The sequence below is a fragment of the Rhizobium sp. TAL182 genome, from assembly GCF_002117725.1.
Classification (GTDB): Bacteria; Pseudomonadota; Alphaproteobacteria; order Rhizobiales; family Rhizobiaceae; genus Rhizobium; species Rhizobium esperanzae.
In genome coordinates, this window is record NZ_CP021024.1 from 4,355,432 (window position 1) to 4,373,589 (window position 18,158).

Sequence of the window (18,158 nt, forward strand, 5' to 3'; positions counted from 1 at the left end):
CGGGGGCTTGCAACGGAATTGTCGATGGCCACCGCAAGATTCCGCATGTGCTCTGGCATAAGCGGCTCACAGGCGTTATGAGAACGACAGGGGAGCGAAGTGGACTGGGGACATTTTGGATATAGCGCCGGAGACAGAGGATATCGCCGACATGCCGGCCCGTCGGCGATGGTTCGAAAATCGGCCTGTGCTGAAGCGCATCGTTGTTGCCGTGCTGGCGCTGGTCGTCCTTCCCTACGTGCTGATCTTTTTGTATCTGCTGCCCTTCATCCATCCCGTCTCGACGCTGATGCTGCGCGATCTGGTGCTGCTGCGCGGCTATGATCGCCGATGGGTGTCGCTTGACGAGATCTCTCCGGTCCTGGTGCAATCGGTGATGATGTCCGAAGACGGACAATATTGTTTCCATGGCGGCGTCGACTGGGCGGAGATGCGCATGCTGGTCGAAGACACGCTGAAAGGTCAGGCGACACGCGGCGGCAGCACGATCCCGATGCAGACGGCCAAGAACCTCTTTCTCTGGAACAGCCGCTCCTTCGTGCGCAAGGCGATGGAGCTTCCGCTCGCCGTCACCACGGATTTCGTCTTGTCTAAGCGGCGGCTGATGGAAATCTATCTCAATATCGCCGAATGGGGTCCCGGCATTTACGGTATCGAGGCCGCCGCCCAGCATCATTTCAAGGTACCGGCCTCGAAGCTGACGCGGCGCCAAGCATCGCTGCTTGCCGTTTCGCTGCCGAACCCGATCGACCGCAAAGCAGGCAAGCCCGGACGAGGCCTTCGCCGGCTAGCCGGCGTCATCGAGAGGCGTGCGCAGCGGTCGGGCGACTACATCAAGTGCATCTATGAGTGAGATCAGACTTTGTCGTTAGTAGCAGCGAGCGTCATCTGACATTCTTGGTTCTGCCATATGGGCGAATGCAGTCCAACCAGAGCCCCGAGTCGCCCATGACCGCCCCGACCTTTTCTCCCGAGCTTCTGCTTTACTCAAAGACGCACAATCAAAACCCACCCTCCCATCTCGGCAGCCGCTATGGCAAGATCGGCGGCTTCCTGCCTGAAGCCGGCAACACCATCGTCTGCCACCCCGAGAAGGGTTCAAGAACGCTGACGGCGCTGATCGAGGCGCGTGAGAAATATCTGGCGATGCCCGAGGCGTCGCAATTTCTCTTCACGCCGATCTCAAGCCTTCACATGACGCTTTTCGAGGGCGTCATCGAGACCAGGCGCCGGCAGGACTGCTGGCCTATAGACCTCCCTCTCGAGACGCCGATCGACGATATGACCGAACTCATGGCGGCGCGGTTCGAAGGTTTCTCGATGGCGGAGCCCTTCAAAGTCGCCGTCGTCGAAGCCCGGCCGTCGGGCCTGCTCGTCGACGGAGCGACGGAGAAGGACCGCAAGGTCATGCGCGCCTGGCGCAACGCGCTTGCCGATCTTCTCGGCTATCGCCAGCCCAACCATATGGATTACAAGTTCCACATCACCTTCGCCTATGTGATCGAGCGGCTGGAGGATGAAGCCTTGCCGCGATGGCAGGCAATGCTCGACGAGGTGGCCGAGGATATCCGCCGCAAGGCCCCTGTTTTCGAGCTTGCGCCGCCGGCGTTCTGCGTGTTCGAGGACATGAACCATTTCCACGAACTGTTGATCTTCGATTTCGATGCCTGAACGGGAGAGGCCTATGGACAGACCGACGCTCTACATCGCCAATAAGAATTATTCTTCCTGGTCGTTCCGGCCGTGGATGGCGCTGACGGGCGCCGGCGTCGATTTCGAGGAAGTCCTGATCCCCTTCGACGACGCGGGCGGCAATCCCAATATCAAGGCGATATCGCCGAGCGGCCGGGTTCCGGTCCTGCAGCATGGTGGTTTGAAGATCTGGGAATCGCTGGCGATCATCGAATTTACCGCCGAGCTTTATCCGGACGCCGGCCTTTGGCCGCGCGACCGTGCCGAACGGGCGCTCGCTCGTTCTGTTTCGATGGAAATGCTTTCGGGCTTCCGAGCCCTGCGCAATGCCTGCCCGATGAATATTCGCCGACCAAAAGGCGGGATCGCATTGCCTGACGGCGTCGACGCCGATGTTGGCCGTATTGAGACGATCTGGCGAGACCTTCTGCAGAAATCCGGCGGCCCCTTTCTCTTTGGCGCCTTCAGCGGCGCGGATGCGATGTTTGCGCCTGTGGTCAACCGGTTCGACGTCTATGATCTCGTCAGCCGGGAAGATACACTCACCTATATGGAGACGATGAAGGCGCATCCGGCCTGGCGGGAATGGGAAGAGGCCGCCCGTGCCGAGCCGTGGATCGTGGCGGAAGACGAGGTCTGAGGCTCGAATCATCGGCTTCGCAAAAAATATGCATGGGGACTGGTCAAGGCCGCCCCTTGCATGTATAAGCGCGCAAAATTTCCGAAATCGCGACATGTCCGTTTCGGCCGCCAGTCTGGCCGTGGGAATGTCTTGCCCGCAAGTGGAGTAAGAAAAATGGCTGTACCGAAGAGAAAAACGAGCCCGTCCAAGCGTGGCATGCGCCGTTCGGCTGACGCGCTGAAGGCTCCGACCTACGTCGAAGACAAGAACTCCGGCGAACTGCGCCGCCCGCACCATATCGATCTGAAGACCGGCATGTATCGCGGCCGCCAGGTTCTGACGCCGAAGGAAAGCGCGTAATTTCCGATCTGGATCATCCGATCGCAAGTTTCAAGGCCGGCTTCATGCCGGCCTTTGGCATTTCGGCAAGATAATATTTGCAACGACTTGCAGTAGGGCAGCGGTTTGCGGCAGTATTCTTCCTGCGCAAGGAGATTGCCGATGGTAGCCGCAATGCCGCTGATGATTATTCCGTTTATTCTTTACAATCTGGCAATGCTCGGCCTGATGGGCGGCGGCGGCATCGCAACCTTGCAGCACGACATCATCGTGCTGTCGATGCTCTCGGGCGCGATCTGGAGCATGGCGCTCGGCGATCTCTTCATCGTCGTCGCCCTCATCGTGTTGTTCTTCGAAATCCTGAAAGCAACGCGAACCGGGCCCGGCAACCTGCTCAACCACATATTGTCGATGCTGGTCTTCATCGCCTTCCTGGTCGAGTTTCTGCTCGTCCAGGACGCTGCGACGCAAGTGTTCTTCATTTTGATGACGATCGCTCTGATTGATGTGATCGGCGGTTTTGCCGTTTCGATCCGAAGCGCCGGGCGGGATGTCTCTATCGGTCTATAGGTTGTCGAGTTTATTCTGGAGAGCGCGGAGCTGCTCCTTCAGCTCGTCGATATCCTTGGCCTCGGCCTTGCGGCTTTCCTTGGCCGCCGGCGGCGCCATGAATGGCGAAAACATCTGCATTGCCTGCTGAAACAGCTCGGTATTGCGGCGAACCTGGTCCTCGACCATCTGCATCGGCAATTGCAGGTTCTTGCCGAGCGGCGTTTCGCCAAAGGCACGGTTTACCTGTTCGCGCATCTGGGACTGCTGTTCGCTGAAGGCGCGCATCGAATGTTCGAGGAAGCTCGGCACGACCATCTGCATCTGGTCACCGTAATAGGTGATCAGCTGGCGCAGGAAGGAGATCGGAAGCAGTGTGTTGCCGGTTTTCGATTCCTGCTCGAAGATGATCTGGGTCAGCACCGAATGGGTGATGTCATCCCCGCTTTTTGCGTCCTGGACGGTAAAATCTTCGCCCTTCTTCACCATCTCCGCCAGATCTTCCAGCGTCACGTAGGTGCTGGTGCCTGTATTGTATAGGCGGCGATTGGCGTATTTCTTGATGACTATCTGACCCTCGTTCTTCGCCATATCAGCCTCCTGAACCCCCGTCTGATTTTTGGATGTTCCTCCACTTCAGACTGTAAACGCAAAAGAAGGCCGGTGACAATCTCTTTGTGCGTTGCGGCAAACCTTTAACAGATCAGCTGAATCGGCTTTGACGGCTGCTGCCGAAAAATCGTGGCGGCCAGTCTTCCCGTTTGACTTGTGCTCAAAGCTTTGCCAGTTTCCCCTTATGTAAGTGGGACGAAAAACGAGGAGCCTCCCCATGAGCAATTCATCCGTCGTCATCGCCAGCGCAGGTCGGACAGCCGTCGGCTCGTTCAACGGCGCATTCGCAACGGTCCCTGCGCATGAACTCGGCGCGGCCGTCATCAGGAGCGCGCTCGCGCGCGCCGGCGTCGACGCCGGCGAGGTGGATGAGGTGATCCTCGGTCAGGTGCTGGCCGCGGGCGAAGGCCAGAACCCGGCCCGTCAGGCGGCGATCAAGGCCGGCCTTCCGAAGGAAACGACGGCCTGGGGCGTCAACCAGCTCTGCGGCTCGGGCCTGCGCGCCGTCGCGCTCGGCATGCAGCAGATCGCCACCGGCGACGCCAGGATCATCGTTGCCGGCGGCCAGGAATCCATGTCGATGGCGCCGCATGCCGCGCACTTGCGCAGCGGCACGAAGATGGGCGACATGAAGATGGTCGACACGATGATCAAGGACGGCCTGACCGACGCTTTTCACGGCTACCATATGGGCATCACCGCCGAGAACGTCGCACGGCAGTGGCAGCTGTCGCGCGACGACCAGGATCAGTTCGCCGTCGCCTCGCAGAACAAGGCTGAAGCGGCGCAGAAGGCCGGCCGCTTCACCGACGAGATCATTCCCTACGTTATCCAGACACGTAAGGGCGACGTGACCGTCGATTCCGATGAATATATCCGCCACGGCGCGACGCTCGAGGCGATGGGCAAGCTGCGCCCGGCCTTCGACAAGGATGGCACGGTCACCGCCGCCAATGCCTCCGGTCTCAACGACGGCGCTGCCGCCGCCGTGCTGATGAGCGAGGCGGAAGCGGCCCGGCGCGGCATTCAGCCGCTTGCCCGCATCGTTTCCTGGGCAACGGCGGGCGTCGATCCTTCGATCATGGGCACCGGCCCAATCCCGGCGTCGCGCAAGGCGCTGGAAAAGGCCGGCTGGTCTGTGAACGATCTCGATCTCGTCGAGGCCAACGAGGCCTTCGCGGCTCAGGCTTGCGCCGTCAGCAAGGATCTCGGCTGGGATCCGTCGATCGTCAACGTCAATGGCGGGGCGATTGCGATCGGGCATCCGATCGGCGCCTCCGGCGCGCGCATTCTCAACACGCTGCTGTTCGAGATGAAGCGCCGCGGCGCGAAGAAGGGCCTCGCCACGCTTTGCATCGGCGGCGGCATGGGCGTCGCCATGTGCTTTGAAGCACTTTAATAGCATACGATCCGTCATTGATTGAAATGCCGCCACGAGTGGCGAAAACACAGAGGGGGAGCGGAACATGAGCAGAGTGGCTCTGGTCACCGGAGGTACACGCGGCATCGGCGCGGCGATATCCATGGCGCTGAAAAATGCCGGCTACAGGGTTGCGGCCACTTATGCCGGTAATGACGAGAAGGCTCATGCCTTCCACGACGTCACCGGCGTTGCGGTATTCAAATGGGATGTTTCGGACTACGCTGCCTGCGGTGAAGGGATCACCAAGGTCGAACGGGAGATTGGGCCGGTCGAAATCCTCGTCAACAATGCCGGCATCACCCGCGACGCGATGTTCCACAAGATGACGCCGCAACAGTGGCACGAGGTGATCAACACCAACCTGACCGGCCTGTTCAACATGACGCATCAGGTCTGGAGCGGCATGCGCGACCGCAGCTTCGGCCGCATCGTCAATATCTCCTCGATCAACGGCCAGAAGGGCCAGATGGGCCAGGCGAACTATTCGGCGGCCAAGGCGGGCGATCTCGGCTTTACCAAGGCGCTTGCCCAGGAAGGGGCGGCGAAAAACATCACCGTCAATGCCATCTGCCCCGGTTATATCGGAACGGAAATGGTGCTTGCCGTGCCGGAGAAAGTGCTGAATGAACGCATCATTCCGCAGATCCCGGTCGGCCGGCTCGGCGAACCGGAAGAAATCGCGCGTTGCGTCACCTTCCTCGTCTCCGACGATGCCGGCTTCATCACCGGTTCGACGCTGACGGCCAATGGCGGGCAGTTCTTCGTTTAAGACAGCAGATCCTCCGAGCAAAGCCACCTAGCCCCCTTACCCGAACCCAACAGGGCCGAACCATTGGTCTCTGCCCGTCCTTTTCACATCCGTAAACGGGGCGAAGGGATAGCACGTGGCCTCTCGATTCCCTCTTCTCCCCTCGTGGAGAAGGTGCCCGTAGGGCGGGTGAGGGGGCCGGCGCCGCCGGTCTTTCCAATCACCTACCCATCCGGGATTTCCATAGGGGGAGGGATGTTCCGTGTGGCCCCCTCATCCGCCTGCCGGCACCTTCTCCCCGGTAGGGAGAAAGGGTATGTTGCGCTGCCTACGTTCCTCGCCTCTCTCGCGATCGTCAACGTCACTTTGACGGACCCGCCGGCAAAGAAAAACGGGCGCCGAAGCGCCCGTTGGGAAGTCCGATATGCGTTTGCCGGTCAGTAGCGGCAACGAGCCTCGTAGCGGCGGCCGTAGCGATCGCGATAGATGCAGTAGCCGCGGCGTTCGACCGACTGGCCGATGAGAGCGCCGGTCAGGCCGCCGGCAACGGCGCCGACAGCGGCACCACCCCAGCTGTTGGTGACGGCGCCGCCGATGACCGCACCGGTGCCGGCGCCGATCGCCGTGCCCTGCTCGGTCGCCGTGCAGGATGCGAGAGCGCCTACGAGCGCGCCAACGAGAACAATCTTCTTCATCATGTCGTAACTCCCCAGGTTGTCGGGCTTTAGATGCGGCCCATTAGTACAAGGATAATGATAATGACGAGAACTAGCCCCAAACCGCCGGAAGGTCCATAGCCCCAGCCACGGCTATAACCCCAATTTGGCAAGGCTCCGATCAAGAGCAGAATGAGGATAACGAGAAGTATCGTGCCAAGCATGGTGTTTTTCCTTCATTTCATCCGCAATCTGGATGGACAAGAAACACGCATTGGCGATTTTTGTTCCCGGTTGGGCGCGTGAATTAGGACGCAAGGCGATTCATGGTTTGTGAACCGTCACCCCCGACAAATCGCTCGTATGGTTAAAAAGGCGTTTATATACAATATGTTGCGGTGAACAAAGCGGGAAGGCCTGGATGTCTTCGATTCGTCGGTGATTCGTTCCGTTTTTGATCGGTCCAGTGGCGCAAGCGGGCCAGGCTTAACGCTGTGTGAATTTGCTCGCCGGAAGATTAACACCGACGTGACGAGAACCTTTCCGCTGCCCCGCATCTAGCGGCGGACCATCACGACGCCACCAGATATGGCCGTGAACGAAAGGGGAAAACAGCACAGTCGGCGATTCGTCGCCGATTCGTTCCGGATTTGATCGAAGGGTTAATTTCGGCGGATTTTTCACTTGACGGAAAGCGCATGACAGACCTCCGGCAGGGCCACAAAAATGCGAACAGGAGAGAGTCCCGCGATTCAGCATTTAGTAGGAAAAAGTGATTCAAAATCAATACTTAGCCGTGAACAAAAGCTGAATCAGCAGGAGTCAGCGATTCGTCTCTGATTCGTTCTCACGCTGTTCCAAATCGGAAATTCGGACCGCCTGGACGACTCGCAAAGGTCGCAATCCCCGGCGCATTTTGAAATCTGCCCTTGCGTTTGCGGCGGCAGCTGTCCATGTGTTCTGTGCCTCATCGAAAGGGCAAAACTTTTCCCGGGGCGCGCTTGCCTCACTTGCATGGACCATGACTCTGACTTCGCAGCCGATGATTCTGAGCGGGCGCGGTGTGACCGCGGTGCTTGGACCAACCAATACCGGTAAGACCCATTATGCCATCGAGCGCATGGTCGCACACGGGACCGGCGTGATCGGCCTGCCGCTCAGGCTCCTGGCCCGCGAGGTCTATACGCGGGTGGTGGAGAAGGTCGGTTTGCAGAACGTGGCGCTGGTCACCGGCGAAGAAAAGATTTCGCCGCCCAATGCGCGTTTTTCCGTTTGCACGGTCGAGGCGATGCCGCGGGAGACCAAAGCCGCCTTTGTCGCGATCGACGAGGTGCAACTCGCCGGCGATCTCGAGCGCGGCCATATCTTCACCGACCGCATCCTGCACCTTCGCGGCCGTGATGAAACGCTGCTGCTGGGTGCAGGGACGATGCGGCCGATTCTGCAGCACATCCTGCCCGGGATTACGATCGTCGAGCGGCCGCGGCTTTCGCATCTCCTTTACGCCGGGCAGAAGAAGATCACCCGGCTGCCGCAGCGTTCCGCCATCGTCGCCTTTTCCGCCGATGAGGTCTATGCCATCGCCGAGCTCATCCGCCGGCAGCGCGGCGGCGCGGCGGTCGTGCTGGGGGCGCTCAGCCCGCGCACCCGCAATGCGCAGGTCGCGCTCTATCAGGCGGGCGACGTCGAATATCTGGTGGCGACCGATGCGATCGGCATGGGCCTCAACCTCGACGTCGATCACGTCGCCTTCGCCCAGGACCGGAAATTCGACGGCTACCAGTTCCGCAACCTCAATCCGGCCGAACTCGGCCAGATCGCCGGCCGCGCCGGGCGGCACGTGCGGGACGGCACCTTCGGCGTCACCGGACAGGTCTCGCCCTTCGACGAGGAACTGGTGCAGCGCATCGAGGGACATGAATTCGACAACGTCAAGGTTCTGCAGTGGCGCACGACGGAGATGGACTTCTCCTCGATTCAGTCGCTGCGCGCCAGCCTGGAGGCCGGGCCGCGCGTGCCCGGGCTGACGCGGGCGCTGCCGGCGGTCGACCAGCAGGCGCTCGAGCAGCTTTCGCGCTACCCCGAGGTAATGGACCTCGCCGACAGGCCAGCCCGTGTCGAAAAACTCTGGGAGGCTTGCGCGCTGCCCGACTACCGGCGTATCACTCCGGCCCAACATGCCGATCTTATTTCGACCCTCTTTTCCGATCTCGTGCGCTATGGCACGGTAAATGAGCAGTTTCTTGCGGAGCAGGTTCATCGCTCGGATCGAACTGATGGGGAAATTGACACGCTTTCGGCGCGAATCGCGCAGATAAGGACCTGGACCTACGTTTCGAATCGGCCCGGCTGGCTTGCCGATCCGACACATTGGCAGGAAAAGACGCGGGAAATCGAAGATCGATTGTCCGATGCGTTACATGAAAGGTTGACGAAACGCTTTGTTGATCGCAGGACATCTGTGCTCATGAAGCGCCTGAGAGAGAATGCGATGCTGGAAGCTGAAATCAGTGTGAATGGCGATGTCTTCGTTGAAGGACATCATGTAGGGCAGTTGAGCGGATTCCGTTTCACCCCGGTGGCGGGAACGGATGGACCGGATGCCAAGGCGGTTCAGGCTGCGTCGCAGAAGGCGCTCGCGCTCGAGTTCGAGGCCCGTGCGGCCCGGCTGCATGCCGCGGGCAATAGCGATCTGGCGATCGGTTCGGATGGCTTGATCCGTTGGCTCGGCGATCCGGTGGCGCGGCTTTCCGGCAGCGACCACGTCATGCGTCCGCGTGTGATTTTGCTTGCCGACGAGCAGTTGACGGGCAATGCCCGCGATCACGTCGCCGCCCGTATCGAACGTTTCGTCAATCATCACATCAGCACGGTATTGAAGCCGCTGGACGATCTGTCGCGCGCCGAAGACCTGCAGGGTCTTGCTAAGGGCCTTGCCTTCCAGCTGGTCGAAAATCTCGGCGTGCTCTTCCGCCGTGACGTCACCGAGGAGGTGAAGTCGCTGGATCAGGAGGCTCGCGCCTCCATGCGCCGCTACGGCGTACGTTTCGGTGCCTATCATATCTTCGTTCCGGCCCTTCTGAAGCCGGCACCTGCCGAACTGATCACGCTGCTCTGGGCGTTGAAGAACGACGGTCTCGACAAGCCGGGCTACGGCGATCTCATTCCCGTGCTGGCCGCCGGGCGCACCTCGGTGGTCACCGATCCGAGCTTCGAGCGGATGTTCTACAAGCTCGCCGGCTTCCGTTTCCTCGGCAAGCGCGCCGTGCGCATCGACATTCTGGAGCGGCTCGCCGATATCATCCGTCCGCTGCTGCAATGGAAGCCCGGTCAGAGCAATCGTCCGGAAGGCGCCTATGACGGTCGCCGTTTCACGACGACGACGGCGATGCTGTCGATTCTCGGGGCGACGCTCGAGGACATGGAAGAGATCCTCAAGGGCCTCGGCTATCGCGGCGATGCCGTGAAGGCGGAAGAGGCGTCGGCCCATCTTGCGGCGCAGGACGCAGCTTCAGCCCCCGCCGCCTCCGCGGAAACATCCGCGGAAGAAGCGGCGGAAAAAGCCGATCACGACGATGCCGACGGAGCGACCGAAGAGGCTGCTTCCGAGCCATCCGCAGCCGAGCCAGCTTCGACGGCGGCCGACGTCCCCGCGACAGAAGCGAGCGACGGCAACGCGGCGGCCGAAGAGACGGAGGCAGCCGCTTCGACAGAGGTTGCCGCTTCCGGGGAAGCTGGCGAGCCGGCGGAACCGAAGCCGGTTCTTTTGTGGCGTCTCGGCGGCCGCAATGACAATCATCGCCAAGCACGCGGCGGCCATGGCGAACGCCGGGGCGGCCAGAACCAGGAGCGCGGCGAGCGCAATCGCCGCCCGAACGGTGGTGAAGGCGGCGAGGGCAACCGTGGCGGCGACGGGCGCGACAACCGCCACGGCCGCGGCAAGGACGGTGGCGGCCGCGACGGCGGCAGGCCGCAGCAGGCAAGGGGCGAGCGCAAGGACCAGCCGCGCGGTGATCGTCAGGATCGTGGCGACCGGAAGGACCGCGGCGAGCGTAACGATCGCAATGACCGTAACGACCGCAACAACAATCGCGGCGCCCAGCCGCTGCGCTTCGAGGCCAAGCCGCCGCGCAAGGAGAAGCCGATCGATCCGGATTCGCCCTTCGCCAAGCTCGCAGCTCTCAAGGAACAGATGAAGAAGTAATCATGGGCGGGGAGACACAGCCGGCAAGCGGTTCGCGCCAGCGCATCGACAAGTGGCTGTTCTTCACGCGCATGGTGAAGTCGCGCTCGCTGGCCCAGAGCCATGTCCAGTCGGGGCACGTGCGCATCAACGGCGAGCGCTGCAGTCACCCGAGCCAGATGGTCAAGCCGGGCGACCGCGTCGAACTGACGCTGGAGCGGCGCGACGTCGTCCTCGTCGTGCGTCTCGCCGGGGAGCGACGGGGTCCTTATGAGGAGGCTCGCCTGCTCTACGACGACCAATCCCCACCGCCGGATGAGACAAAACGTCTCACGCCGTTTGAGCAAGCGACCCGTGCGACCGGTACCGGCCGTCCGACCAAGAAGGAAAGACGTGCAATCGACAGGCTGATGTCGGACGAGGATTAGAAAACTCTGTCTGCGGTGGCGGCTTTTGCAGATCGTTTATCCTTGAAATCCGGCGCTAAAGCCGATAGGTCACTGACAACTTGCCGGAAGCGTGCTTGCCTGCCAAGCCTGTCCACGCTTTTCGCCTGGCAAGGGGATAGGCGCGACGTTCCAGGTTGCCCGGCCCCATCCGCATGAAATCCTGGAGTTCTTCATGACCTATGTCGTGACCGACAATTGCATCAAGTGCAAATACACCGATTGCGTGGAAGTCTGCCCCGTCGACTGCTTTTATGAAGGCGAGAATTTTCTCGTCATCCATCCCGACGAATGCATCGATTGCGGCGTCTGCGAACCGGAATGTCCCGCCGAGGCGATCAAGCCGGATACCGAGCCGGGCCTCGACAAATGGCTGAAAATCAATACCGAGTACGCCAGCATCTGGCCGAATATCACGGTCAAGAAGGACCCGTTGCCGGAGGCCAAGGAAATGGATGGCCAGACCGGAAAATTCGAGAAATACTTCTCCGAAAAACCCGGTTCCGGCGACTAAGACGGTTGCGCGATTCGGCCGCCGGATTTGAGCGGCCATGCGGTGAAACGTTTTAAATCCTGCGTCTGGCATATGGGTGATTTGTGTTGCCCGCATGACTCAGACGAAGCAAATTATTGATTTCCTCATATTTTTGTGATAGGTTTCGCCTACTGTTCCATTTGTGGCATGACGCATGCCCAAAACCATCACGAAAGCAAAACCAATCCTTACGCGGTTTCCGTGACATATCAACGCTTTGAGCGCCGGGTCCCCCAGATCGCGCGCAAGAAGTCCTTGCTTTTGCCTGATGGGACCAGAGTGAAGTCACCCGACGGATGCAACCGTCTCAACCGGGCCTGACTGACCCGGCTCCGGCCGCCGCCGGAAGCGTAACAGGGAGTTTTTGAATAGAATGACGACTCAGCAGAAAAAACCTTCTACAGCACGTCACGGCTTCAAGACCGGTGAATCGATCGTCTACCCCGCTCATGGCGTCGGTACCATCACCGCTATCGAAGAGCAAGAAGTTGCCGGCATGAAGCTTGAACTTTTCGTTATCGATTTCGAAAAGGACAAGATGCGCCTGAAGGTTCCGGTCGCCAAGGCGATGAGCATCGGAATGCGCAAGCTTTCGGAAACGGATTTCGTCGATCGTGCGTTGAAGGTTGTGCAGGGCAAGGCGCGCGTCAAGCGCACCATGTGGTCCCGCCGCGCTCAGGAATATGATGCCAAGATCAATTCCGGCGATCTGATTTCCATCGCTGAAGTCGTGCGTGATCTCTATCGTGCAGAAAACCAGCCCGAGCAGTCCTATTCCGAGCGCCAGCTCTACGAAGCAGCGCTCGATCGCATGGCGCGCGAAATCGCCGCTGTCAACAAGATGTCGGAAACCGAAGCCGTCCGCCTCGTCGAGACCAACCTCAACAAGGGTCCGAAGCGCGGCAAGGCGATCGAAGAAGACGATTCGCAGGACGAAGCCGCTTAAGGCAAGCCTGTCTCTCCCATGAAAAAACCCGGCCTTCGCGCCGGGTTTTTTATTGGAACTTTTTCCCGACTGACGCGTTTACTACACGTAATTGCGGACTGCTCGTCGGGCGCTGGCTCGTCGGGCGAACTGCTATTCCGTCAATATTCGGTGAGGAGCGGCTCATGCCTTTTCAATATTGCCCGTTCGGCAACGTGAAGAAACAGGTCCGACCCAGCCGTCTTAGCGGCACATGATGAGAACTAGGGCCTTTCCCTGAAAAGTCCAGGGTGAGGCCCTTTTTGCATTCGGAACCCCATTCAATCCGGACAGCGATGTTCCGGAAGGTGAGTTTTATTGTTCATTTTGAGGGCGAAGGCCTGTTTCGGGAGATCGAAATGAAGAACATGTCTGCAGATCGGCGCATGATCAAAATCGCGATGGCCGCCCCCTATCTCGCCCGTCAGGAAGAGCACGATCTCGCCACCCGCTGGAAAGATCACGACGATCGCGGTGCGCGCAACCAAATTGCCATGGCGCATATGCGCCTGGTTATCTCCATGGCCGGTAAGTTCCGCAATTTCGGCCTGCCGATGAGCGACCTCGTGCAAGAGGGCTATGTCGGCCTGCTGGAAGCCGCCGCGCGTTTCGAACCGGAACGCGACGTGCGCTTTTCGACCTATGCCAGCTGGTGGATCAGGGCGTCGATCCAGGATTATATCCTGCGCAACTGGTCCATCGTGCGCGGCGGCACCAGTTCGGCGCAGAAGGCGCTATTCTTCAATCTGCGCCGCCTGCGCGCCAAACTCGCCAGGGGCGATACGCAGCTGACGCTGCAATCCATTCATCAGGAAATCGCCGCGGCTCTCGGCGTCAGCCTCGCCGATGTGCAGACCATGGATGCCAGGCTCTCAGGCAACGACGCTTCGCTGCAGGCGCCTTCCGTCTCCGGCGATTCCGAGAGTGCGGAGAAGATGGATTTCCTCGTCAGCGACGATCCGCTGCCGGACGAGCAGGTTTCCAATATGATCGACGGCGAGCGCCGCCGCGTCTGGCTCGCCTCGGCGCTGAAACATCTCAACGAACGCGAGATGAAGATCATCAGCGCCCGGCGCCTGGCGGAAGACGGCGCCACGCTCGAAGAACTCGGCGCCGATCTCGGCATTTCCAAGGAGCGCGTGCGCCAGATCGAAAGCCGGGCGATGGAAAAGCTTCGCAGCGCACTGGTCAGCGCCGACCCCCATATGGCGGCCTACGCTTGAACTTCTTAACCCTCCAGCAGCACCGACTGGCCCGGCGCAAGCCGGGCTTTTTTTATTCGGCGATGATTTTGACGCGATCGCCAGGGGAAACGGCCGCACCCGTCGGCAGGGCATTGATGAGCTTGAAGAGATCGAGCTTGCGGTCGGTGCCCATCATGCGGGCGGCAAGCGTCGAGATGTTCTCGCCGGGCCGGACGGTGACGACGCGAATGCGCAGCGGCTTCAGCGAGGCAGCTTCGGCCGGTGTCATGCGCCGGAAACTGGCGCGCAGAACATTGGCCGTCGGTTCGAGGGCGTCGCTGCCTTTCGGCACGGCGGTCAGGAAACGGAAGATCTGCGCATTATTGCGGATGACGGTGACATCGAAATCCCAGCGGTCGGCACTTGCGCGCGCGGTGGCTGCTTCCATACCATTGACGGTGATCTGCTGAATGGTCGATGGGTCGAGACCGGTCACCCAGCCGCTGGAGATGTAGTTTGTGAGGCTCTGGTTCTGGTTGTCGGCGACGCCATCGAAGCGGACGGCGATGTCGTTGGGGCCGGTGGCCATCACGGCTTCGACCTTATTGTCGATCTTGAAGTCCACCGGCACGTCGAAGCGGATGCCGAGGCCGCCATGCAGGAAAGTCTGGCCGCGTACGTAACCTTCTTCCGGGCTGTCGCCGTAGAGCAGGCCGTCAATGCCGTCGAGATAATAGTCGCGGCCCTTGTCGCCGACCGTCCCTTCCTGGCCAAAGGCGCGCGCATGGGTGCGGGCCAGCTCGATGCGCTGGGCGGAGTTCGGATGGCTCGAGAGGAAGTCGAGGCTTTGGTCGGCTTCCGGGTCGACCGACATGAAGCGGCTGTAGGCCGCCATGGAATCGAGGAAACGGGCGGCCGCATAGGGGTCGTAGCCGGCTTCGCCGAGCATGCGCACGCCGATGACATCGGCCTGCAGCTCCTGCTGGCGGGAGAAGGCGGCAAGCCTGAGCTTGCCCCGGGCAAGCGCCTGCTTGCCGGCGATGTCGCTCGAAAGGACCTCGGCGACGACGCGGCTGGCGATGACTTCGGCTTCTTCGCGCTTCTGCCGCTCGATACCGTGGTTCGCTGTCACGTGGCCCATTTCGTGCGACAACACAGCGGCGACTTCCGAGGCGTCGTTGGCAAGGGCGAGCAGGCCGCGGGTGACGTAGAGATACCCGCCCGGCAGCGCAAAGGCGTTGATCGCAGGCGAGTTCAGGATGGTGATGCGGTAGGACTGGCTCGGATTTTCCGACACCGCCGTTAGCGCGCCGGCGATGCGGGCGACGAGGCGCTCGGTCCTGGCATCCTTATATTCGCCGCCGTAGCTTGCCACGATACGCGGATGCTCGCGGGCGCCCATCGCCGCGCGCGGATCGTTCTTCTGCACCTCGTCGACGATCTGGGGATTGGAGGAAGGCGAGATGCTCGGCTGGTAGGATTGTTCGATCAGCGACTGACACCCGTTCAGCGCCATTGCGACGGTTGAAAGCAGCATGAGGCGACGGGCGAAGCGGCGCGCCGCAGAGATGGCATCACTGGAAAGCGCGGGCGATTTCCACGTCGTCAAGCTGTCCAGTCTGGTTCTCCGCATCATGTCGCTGTTTTGCCGGTTTGCCGCAGATGGGGACCGGCCTTGGCAAGGGGAACTCAACAGGTGCGCACCCCTGATCTCGCGCCGCATGCTAGGCCGATACACGTCGTTGCTGTAACTGATTTACGCATCGGTTGCATAGCGAGACTCTGTTTAATTGTGGCGCCGTTGCATTTTAGCAAGCCTCAGGCATCGAGGTTCCCTTCGCTCGGATGAAATTATGGCGAAAATTCCGTCACCAGGCATAGATTTGTCGGCGGCACGGAAAAAGAACGGCGTGATTGAAGCAACAGGCTGGAAAACGGCAGCTCTCCGAGAAAATCGCAACTTTTAATTTATTTACGCGATAATGGAACGTCTGCTGGTGAAATATTCCCGTAAGCCGCCCGCTATTCCGCCGCTTCCGCCGCCGCCGATTGCGGTCGCTTCGTTTCCCCGGTGCGCGGCAGCTGCACGGGCTTCAGCGTCATTGCGGCAGCAAGGCCGATCAGGGCAATGGCGCAGGAAGTCATAAAAAGGGGCGAGAAGGCGGCGGCATAGACATCCGCGACGGCCTGGCGGCTCGCTTCGGGAAGGGCAGCCATCATCTTCGGCGTCAGCTGTTCGATATCGGCAACACCGGGAATGGGAGCGCCGACCTTGCCGAGCCCGGAGGCGATGATCGCTCCATAGATTGATATGGCGATCGAGGCACCGCCCATGCGCGAGAGCGTGACCGAGCCGGTCGCGGCGCCGACGTCGCGGGCGGGGGCGGCATTCTGCACGCCGATGACGGGGACCTGCTGCGCAAGGCCGATGCCGATGCCATGCAGCATCATGATCGCGCCGATGAAAGCGATCGGAGTTCCCGCATGGACCTGCGACATCAGCGCGAAGGCAATGGCGCTGCAGGCGAGGCTTGCGATGGCGAAGGGTTTGTAGCGGCCGGTCATCGAGATGATACGCCCGGCCGACAGCGATCCGCAGACGAGACCACCGGTCAGCAGAATGAAGAGAAGGCCGGCGGCCGATGGCGAAAGGCCGGTCGTCGTCTGCAGGAAGAGAGCCAGATAGTTGACCATGCCGATGGCGATGGCGCCGCCCATCACCGATATTACCAGCAGCAGGCTGAAGGTCGAATTGCGGAAGAGCTGCAGGGGAACGATCGGCTCCGGTGCACGGCGCTCGACGAACACCCAGGCGACGGCGCAGACGGCGCCGAAGGCGACGATCCCCACGCTCTGTGGTGAGATCAACGAGCCGAACAATTCGCTGCTGTCTGTGGCAAGCACGATGCTCGTCGTCGTCAGCGCGATCAGGAGCGCGCCGGCATAATCAATCTTCGGGCGCCGATGCGGCTTGCGGTAGGGCAGCATGAAGGCAAGGCCGGTGAGCACGATGAAACCGATCGGCACGTTGACGAGGAAGATCGAACGCCAGCCGAAGAGATCGCTCATCGTTCCCCCGAGCACGGGTCCGATCGCGCCTGAAGCCATCAGCACGAGGCTGGAATAGCTTTGATAGCGCGCCCGCTCGCGCGGCTCGAAAAGATCGGCGTTGACGGCAAAGATCGATACCATGATGCCGCCACCGCCGAGGCCCTGCAGCACACGGGCGGCGATCAGCGCGTTCATCGAGACGGCGAGGCCGCAGACCGCGGAGCCGATGGTGAAGATTGCGATCGCCGTCATCATCACATATTTGCGGCCGAAGAGATCTCCGAGCTTGCCGTAGAGCGGCATGACGGCGCTGAGCGCCAGCAGGTAGGCCGAGCCGATCCAGCCGAAACGCTCGAGATGGCCGAACTCACCGACGATCGTCGGCAGCGCCGTGGAGACGATTTGATTATCAAGCGTCGCCATGAACATGGCGGTCATTAGAAAGAAGAAGAGGATAAGCCGGCGACGAGGATCCGTCACGAGCGGCGCAGGCGCGGGTTGCATGTCCATGAGGCGTACTTCCGGGTTCGAATTATTTTATGTGCCATCAGCATGTAATTGTCAATGACACATAAGTGACCCCGGCATATTCAATTTTGACCTCCGCTCTGTTATGGTTCCATCATGAATGAGACACTGACGAAGATTCTGTCCAACAGTCGGGCCGAGCCGGACGATGAGAATCTGCCTCGCATTGGCAGGAGCATGGCGCGCATGCGTCTGATGACCGGGCGGCGGCTGATCGGCAGGCTGGCGATCCAGAGTGCCGCACCGGGCCTTGAGCTTTCCCATCTCGACGTGCTGGACGCCGTGCGGCGGGCTGAGCCGCCCGGCGAGGTCACTGTCGGCATGATCGCAGAGATGCTGCGCATCGATCCGTCGCGCGCCAGCCGGGTCGTGGCCGAAATGGTCGGGCGCAATGTGCTGCGGCGCGAGGCCTCACAGGCTGATGCGCGGCGGATCGTCGTTGTCATCACCGACGCTGGCCAGGCGCTGCTTGCCGAGATCCACGCGCAGAAAATAGCCATCATCTCCGAGATCGTCTCCAATTGGCCACGCGAGGATATAGAGCGTTTCGCGACGCTGTTCGAACGTTTCATCGGTGGCTACGAGGCGATCTTTCTGTCGCGCGACAAGGACACGCCCGGTTGAGG

General features: G+C 60.8%; 18 protein-coding genes. 13 read left to right on the plus strand and 5 right to left on the minus strand.

The window, feature by feature from the left end; all coding sequences use genetic code 11:
- Positions 1-115 precede the first annotated feature (115 nt).
- The 5 genes from mtgA to Tal182_RS21665 all read left to right on the plus strand — a co-directional run bounded on the left by mtgA (position 116) and on the right by Tal182_RS21665 (position 3,223).
- Positions 116-853, plus strand: a complete 738-nt coding sequence (gene mtgA, locus Tal182_RS21645; protein ID WP_170965841.1) for a monofunctional biosynthetic peptidoglycan transglycosylase — start codon at positions 116-118, stop codon at positions 851-853.
- Between the two features lie 95 nt (positions 854-948).
- A complete protein-coding gene (locus tag Tal182_RS21650; protein WP_085860695.1) occupies positions 949-1,671 on the plus strand; it encodes a DUF1868 domain-containing protein in 723 nt (240 codons plus the stop codon).
- A gap of 13 nt (positions 1,672-1,684) precedes the next feature.
- The gene (locus Tal182_RS21655; RefSeq protein WP_085860696.1) at positions 1,685-2,332 is read left to right on the plus strand and encodes a glutathione S-transferase family protein; all 648 of its coding nucleotides are present in this window, start codon (positions 1,685-1,687) and stop codon (positions 2,330-2,332) included.
- A gap of 156 nt (positions 2,333-2,488) precedes the next feature.
- Positions 2,489-2,674 carry a 50S ribosomal protein L32 gene (gene rpmF, locus Tal182_RS21660; RefSeq protein ID WP_003543812.1) on the plus strand — a complete coding sequence of 62 codons (186 nt, stop codon included), beginning with the start codon at positions 2,489-2,491 and terminating at the stop codon, positions 2,672-2,674.
- Between the two features lie 141 nt (positions 2,675-2,815).
- On the plus strand, positions 2,816-3,223 hold the full coding sequence (locus Tal182_RS21665) for a hypothetical protein (protein WP_064805625.1): 408 nt from the start codon (positions 2,816-2,818) through the stop codon (positions 3,221-3,223).
- Here Tal182_RS21665 and phaR read toward each other — a convergent pair.
- A complete protein-coding gene (gene phaR, locus Tal182_RS21670; RefSeq protein WP_085860697.1) occupies positions 3,218-3,793 on the minus strand; it encodes a polyhydroxyalkanoate synthesis repressor PhaR in 576 nt (191 codons plus the stop codon). The genes Tal182_RS21665 and phaR overlap by 6 nt on opposite strands.
- Before the next feature lie 238 nt (positions 3,794-4,031).
- On the opposite strand from phaR, the gene Tal182_RS21675 reads away from it, so the two are divergent.
- Positions 4,032-5,213: an acetyl-CoA C-acetyltransferase gene (locus Tal182_RS21675; protein WP_085860698.1), complete on the plus strand. Its 1,182-nt coding sequence runs from the start codon at positions 4,032-4,034 to the stop codon at positions 5,211-5,213.
- Positions 5,214-5,280: 67 nt separating this feature from the next.
- Positions 5,281-6,006 carry a beta-ketoacyl-ACP reductase gene (locus tag Tal182_RS21680; protein ID WP_064805631.1) on the plus strand — a complete coding sequence of 242 codons (726 nt, stop codon included), beginning with the start codon at positions 5,281-5,283 and terminating at the stop codon, positions 6,004-6,006.
- Between the two features lie 416 nt (positions 6,007-6,422).
- Here Tal182_RS21680 and Tal182_RS21685 read toward each other — a convergent pair whose 3' ends face one another.
- Both Tal182_RS21685 and Tal182_RS21690 read right to left on the minus strand, forming a co-directional pair.
- Entirely contained in the window at positions 6,423-6,683 is a 261-nt protein-coding gene (locus Tal182_RS21685; protein ID WP_010029962.1) for a YMGG-like glycine zipper-containing protein, read from the minus strand.
- A gap of 26 nt (positions 6,684-6,709) precedes the next feature.
- Complete coding sequence (locus Tal182_RS21690) at positions 6,710-6,865, minus strand: DUF3309 family protein (protein ID WP_003543790.1); 156 nt, start codon at positions 6,863-6,865, stop codon at positions 6,710-6,712.
- Between the two features lie 797 nt (positions 6,866-7,662).
- Here Tal182_RS21690 and Tal182_RS21695 point away from each other — a divergent pair.
- The 5 genes from Tal182_RS21695 (at position 7,663) to Tal182_RS21715 (ending at position 13,992) form a co-directional block, all read left to right on the plus strand.
- On the plus strand, positions 7,663-10,845 hold the full coding sequence (locus tag Tal182_RS21695) for a helicase-related protein (RefSeq protein ID WP_085860699.1): 3,183 nt from the start codon (positions 7,663-7,665) through the stop codon (positions 10,843-10,845).
- A gap of 2 nt (positions 10,846-10,847) precedes the next feature.
- Positions 10,848-11,252 (plus strand): RNA-binding S4 domain-containing protein, encoded by a 405-nt coding sequence (locus tag Tal182_RS21700; RefSeq protein ID WP_064805635.1) that lies wholly within the window; start codon positions 10,848-10,850, stop codon positions 11,250-11,252.
- Positions 11,253-11,445: 193 nt separating this feature from the next.
- On the plus strand, positions 11,446-11,784 hold the full coding sequence (fdxA, locus tag Tal182_RS21705) for a ferredoxin FdxA (protein WP_011427210.1): 339 nt from the start codon (positions 11,446-11,448) through the stop codon (positions 11,782-11,784).
- A gap of 394 nt (positions 11,785-12,178) precedes the next feature.
- A complete protein-coding gene (locus Tal182_RS21710) occupies positions 12,179-12,751 on the plus strand; it encodes a CarD family transcriptional regulator (protein WP_011427211.1) in 573 nt (190 codons plus the stop codon).
- A 377-nt stretch (positions 12,752-13,128) separates the two neighbouring features.
- Positions 13,129-13,992: an RNA polymerase factor sigma-32 gene (locus tag Tal182_RS21715; protein WP_064806404.1), complete on the plus strand. Its 864-nt coding sequence runs from the start codon at positions 13,129-13,131 to the stop codon at positions 13,990-13,992.
- 52 nt (positions 13,993-14,044) lie between these two features.
- Here Tal182_RS21715 and Tal182_RS21720 read toward each other — a convergent pair whose 3' ends face one another.
- Both Tal182_RS21720 and Tal182_RS21725 read right to left on the minus strand, forming a co-directional pair.
- A complete protein-coding gene (locus Tal182_RS21720; RefSeq protein ID WP_085860700.1) occupies positions 14,045-15,589 on the minus strand; it encodes a M48 family metalloprotease in 1,545 nt (514 codons plus the stop codon).
- A gap of 386 nt (positions 15,590-15,975) precedes the next feature.
- Positions 15,976-17,514, minus strand: coding sequence for an MDR family MFS transporter (locus tag Tal182_RS21725; protein ID WP_085860701.1), 1,539 nt, complete (start codon positions 17,512-17,514; stop codon positions 15,976-15,978).
- A gap of 114 nt (positions 17,515-17,628) precedes the next feature.
- Between Tal182_RS21725 and Tal182_RS21730 the strand changes: the two genes are divergently transcribed.
- Positions 17,629-18,156 carry a MarR family winged helix-turn-helix transcriptional regulator gene (locus Tal182_RS21730; RefSeq protein WP_064805640.1) on the plus strand — a complete coding sequence of 176 codons (528 nt, stop codon included), beginning with the start codon at positions 17,629-17,631 and terminating at the stop codon, positions 18,154-18,156.
- Positions 18,157-18,158 lie beyond the last annotated feature (2 nt).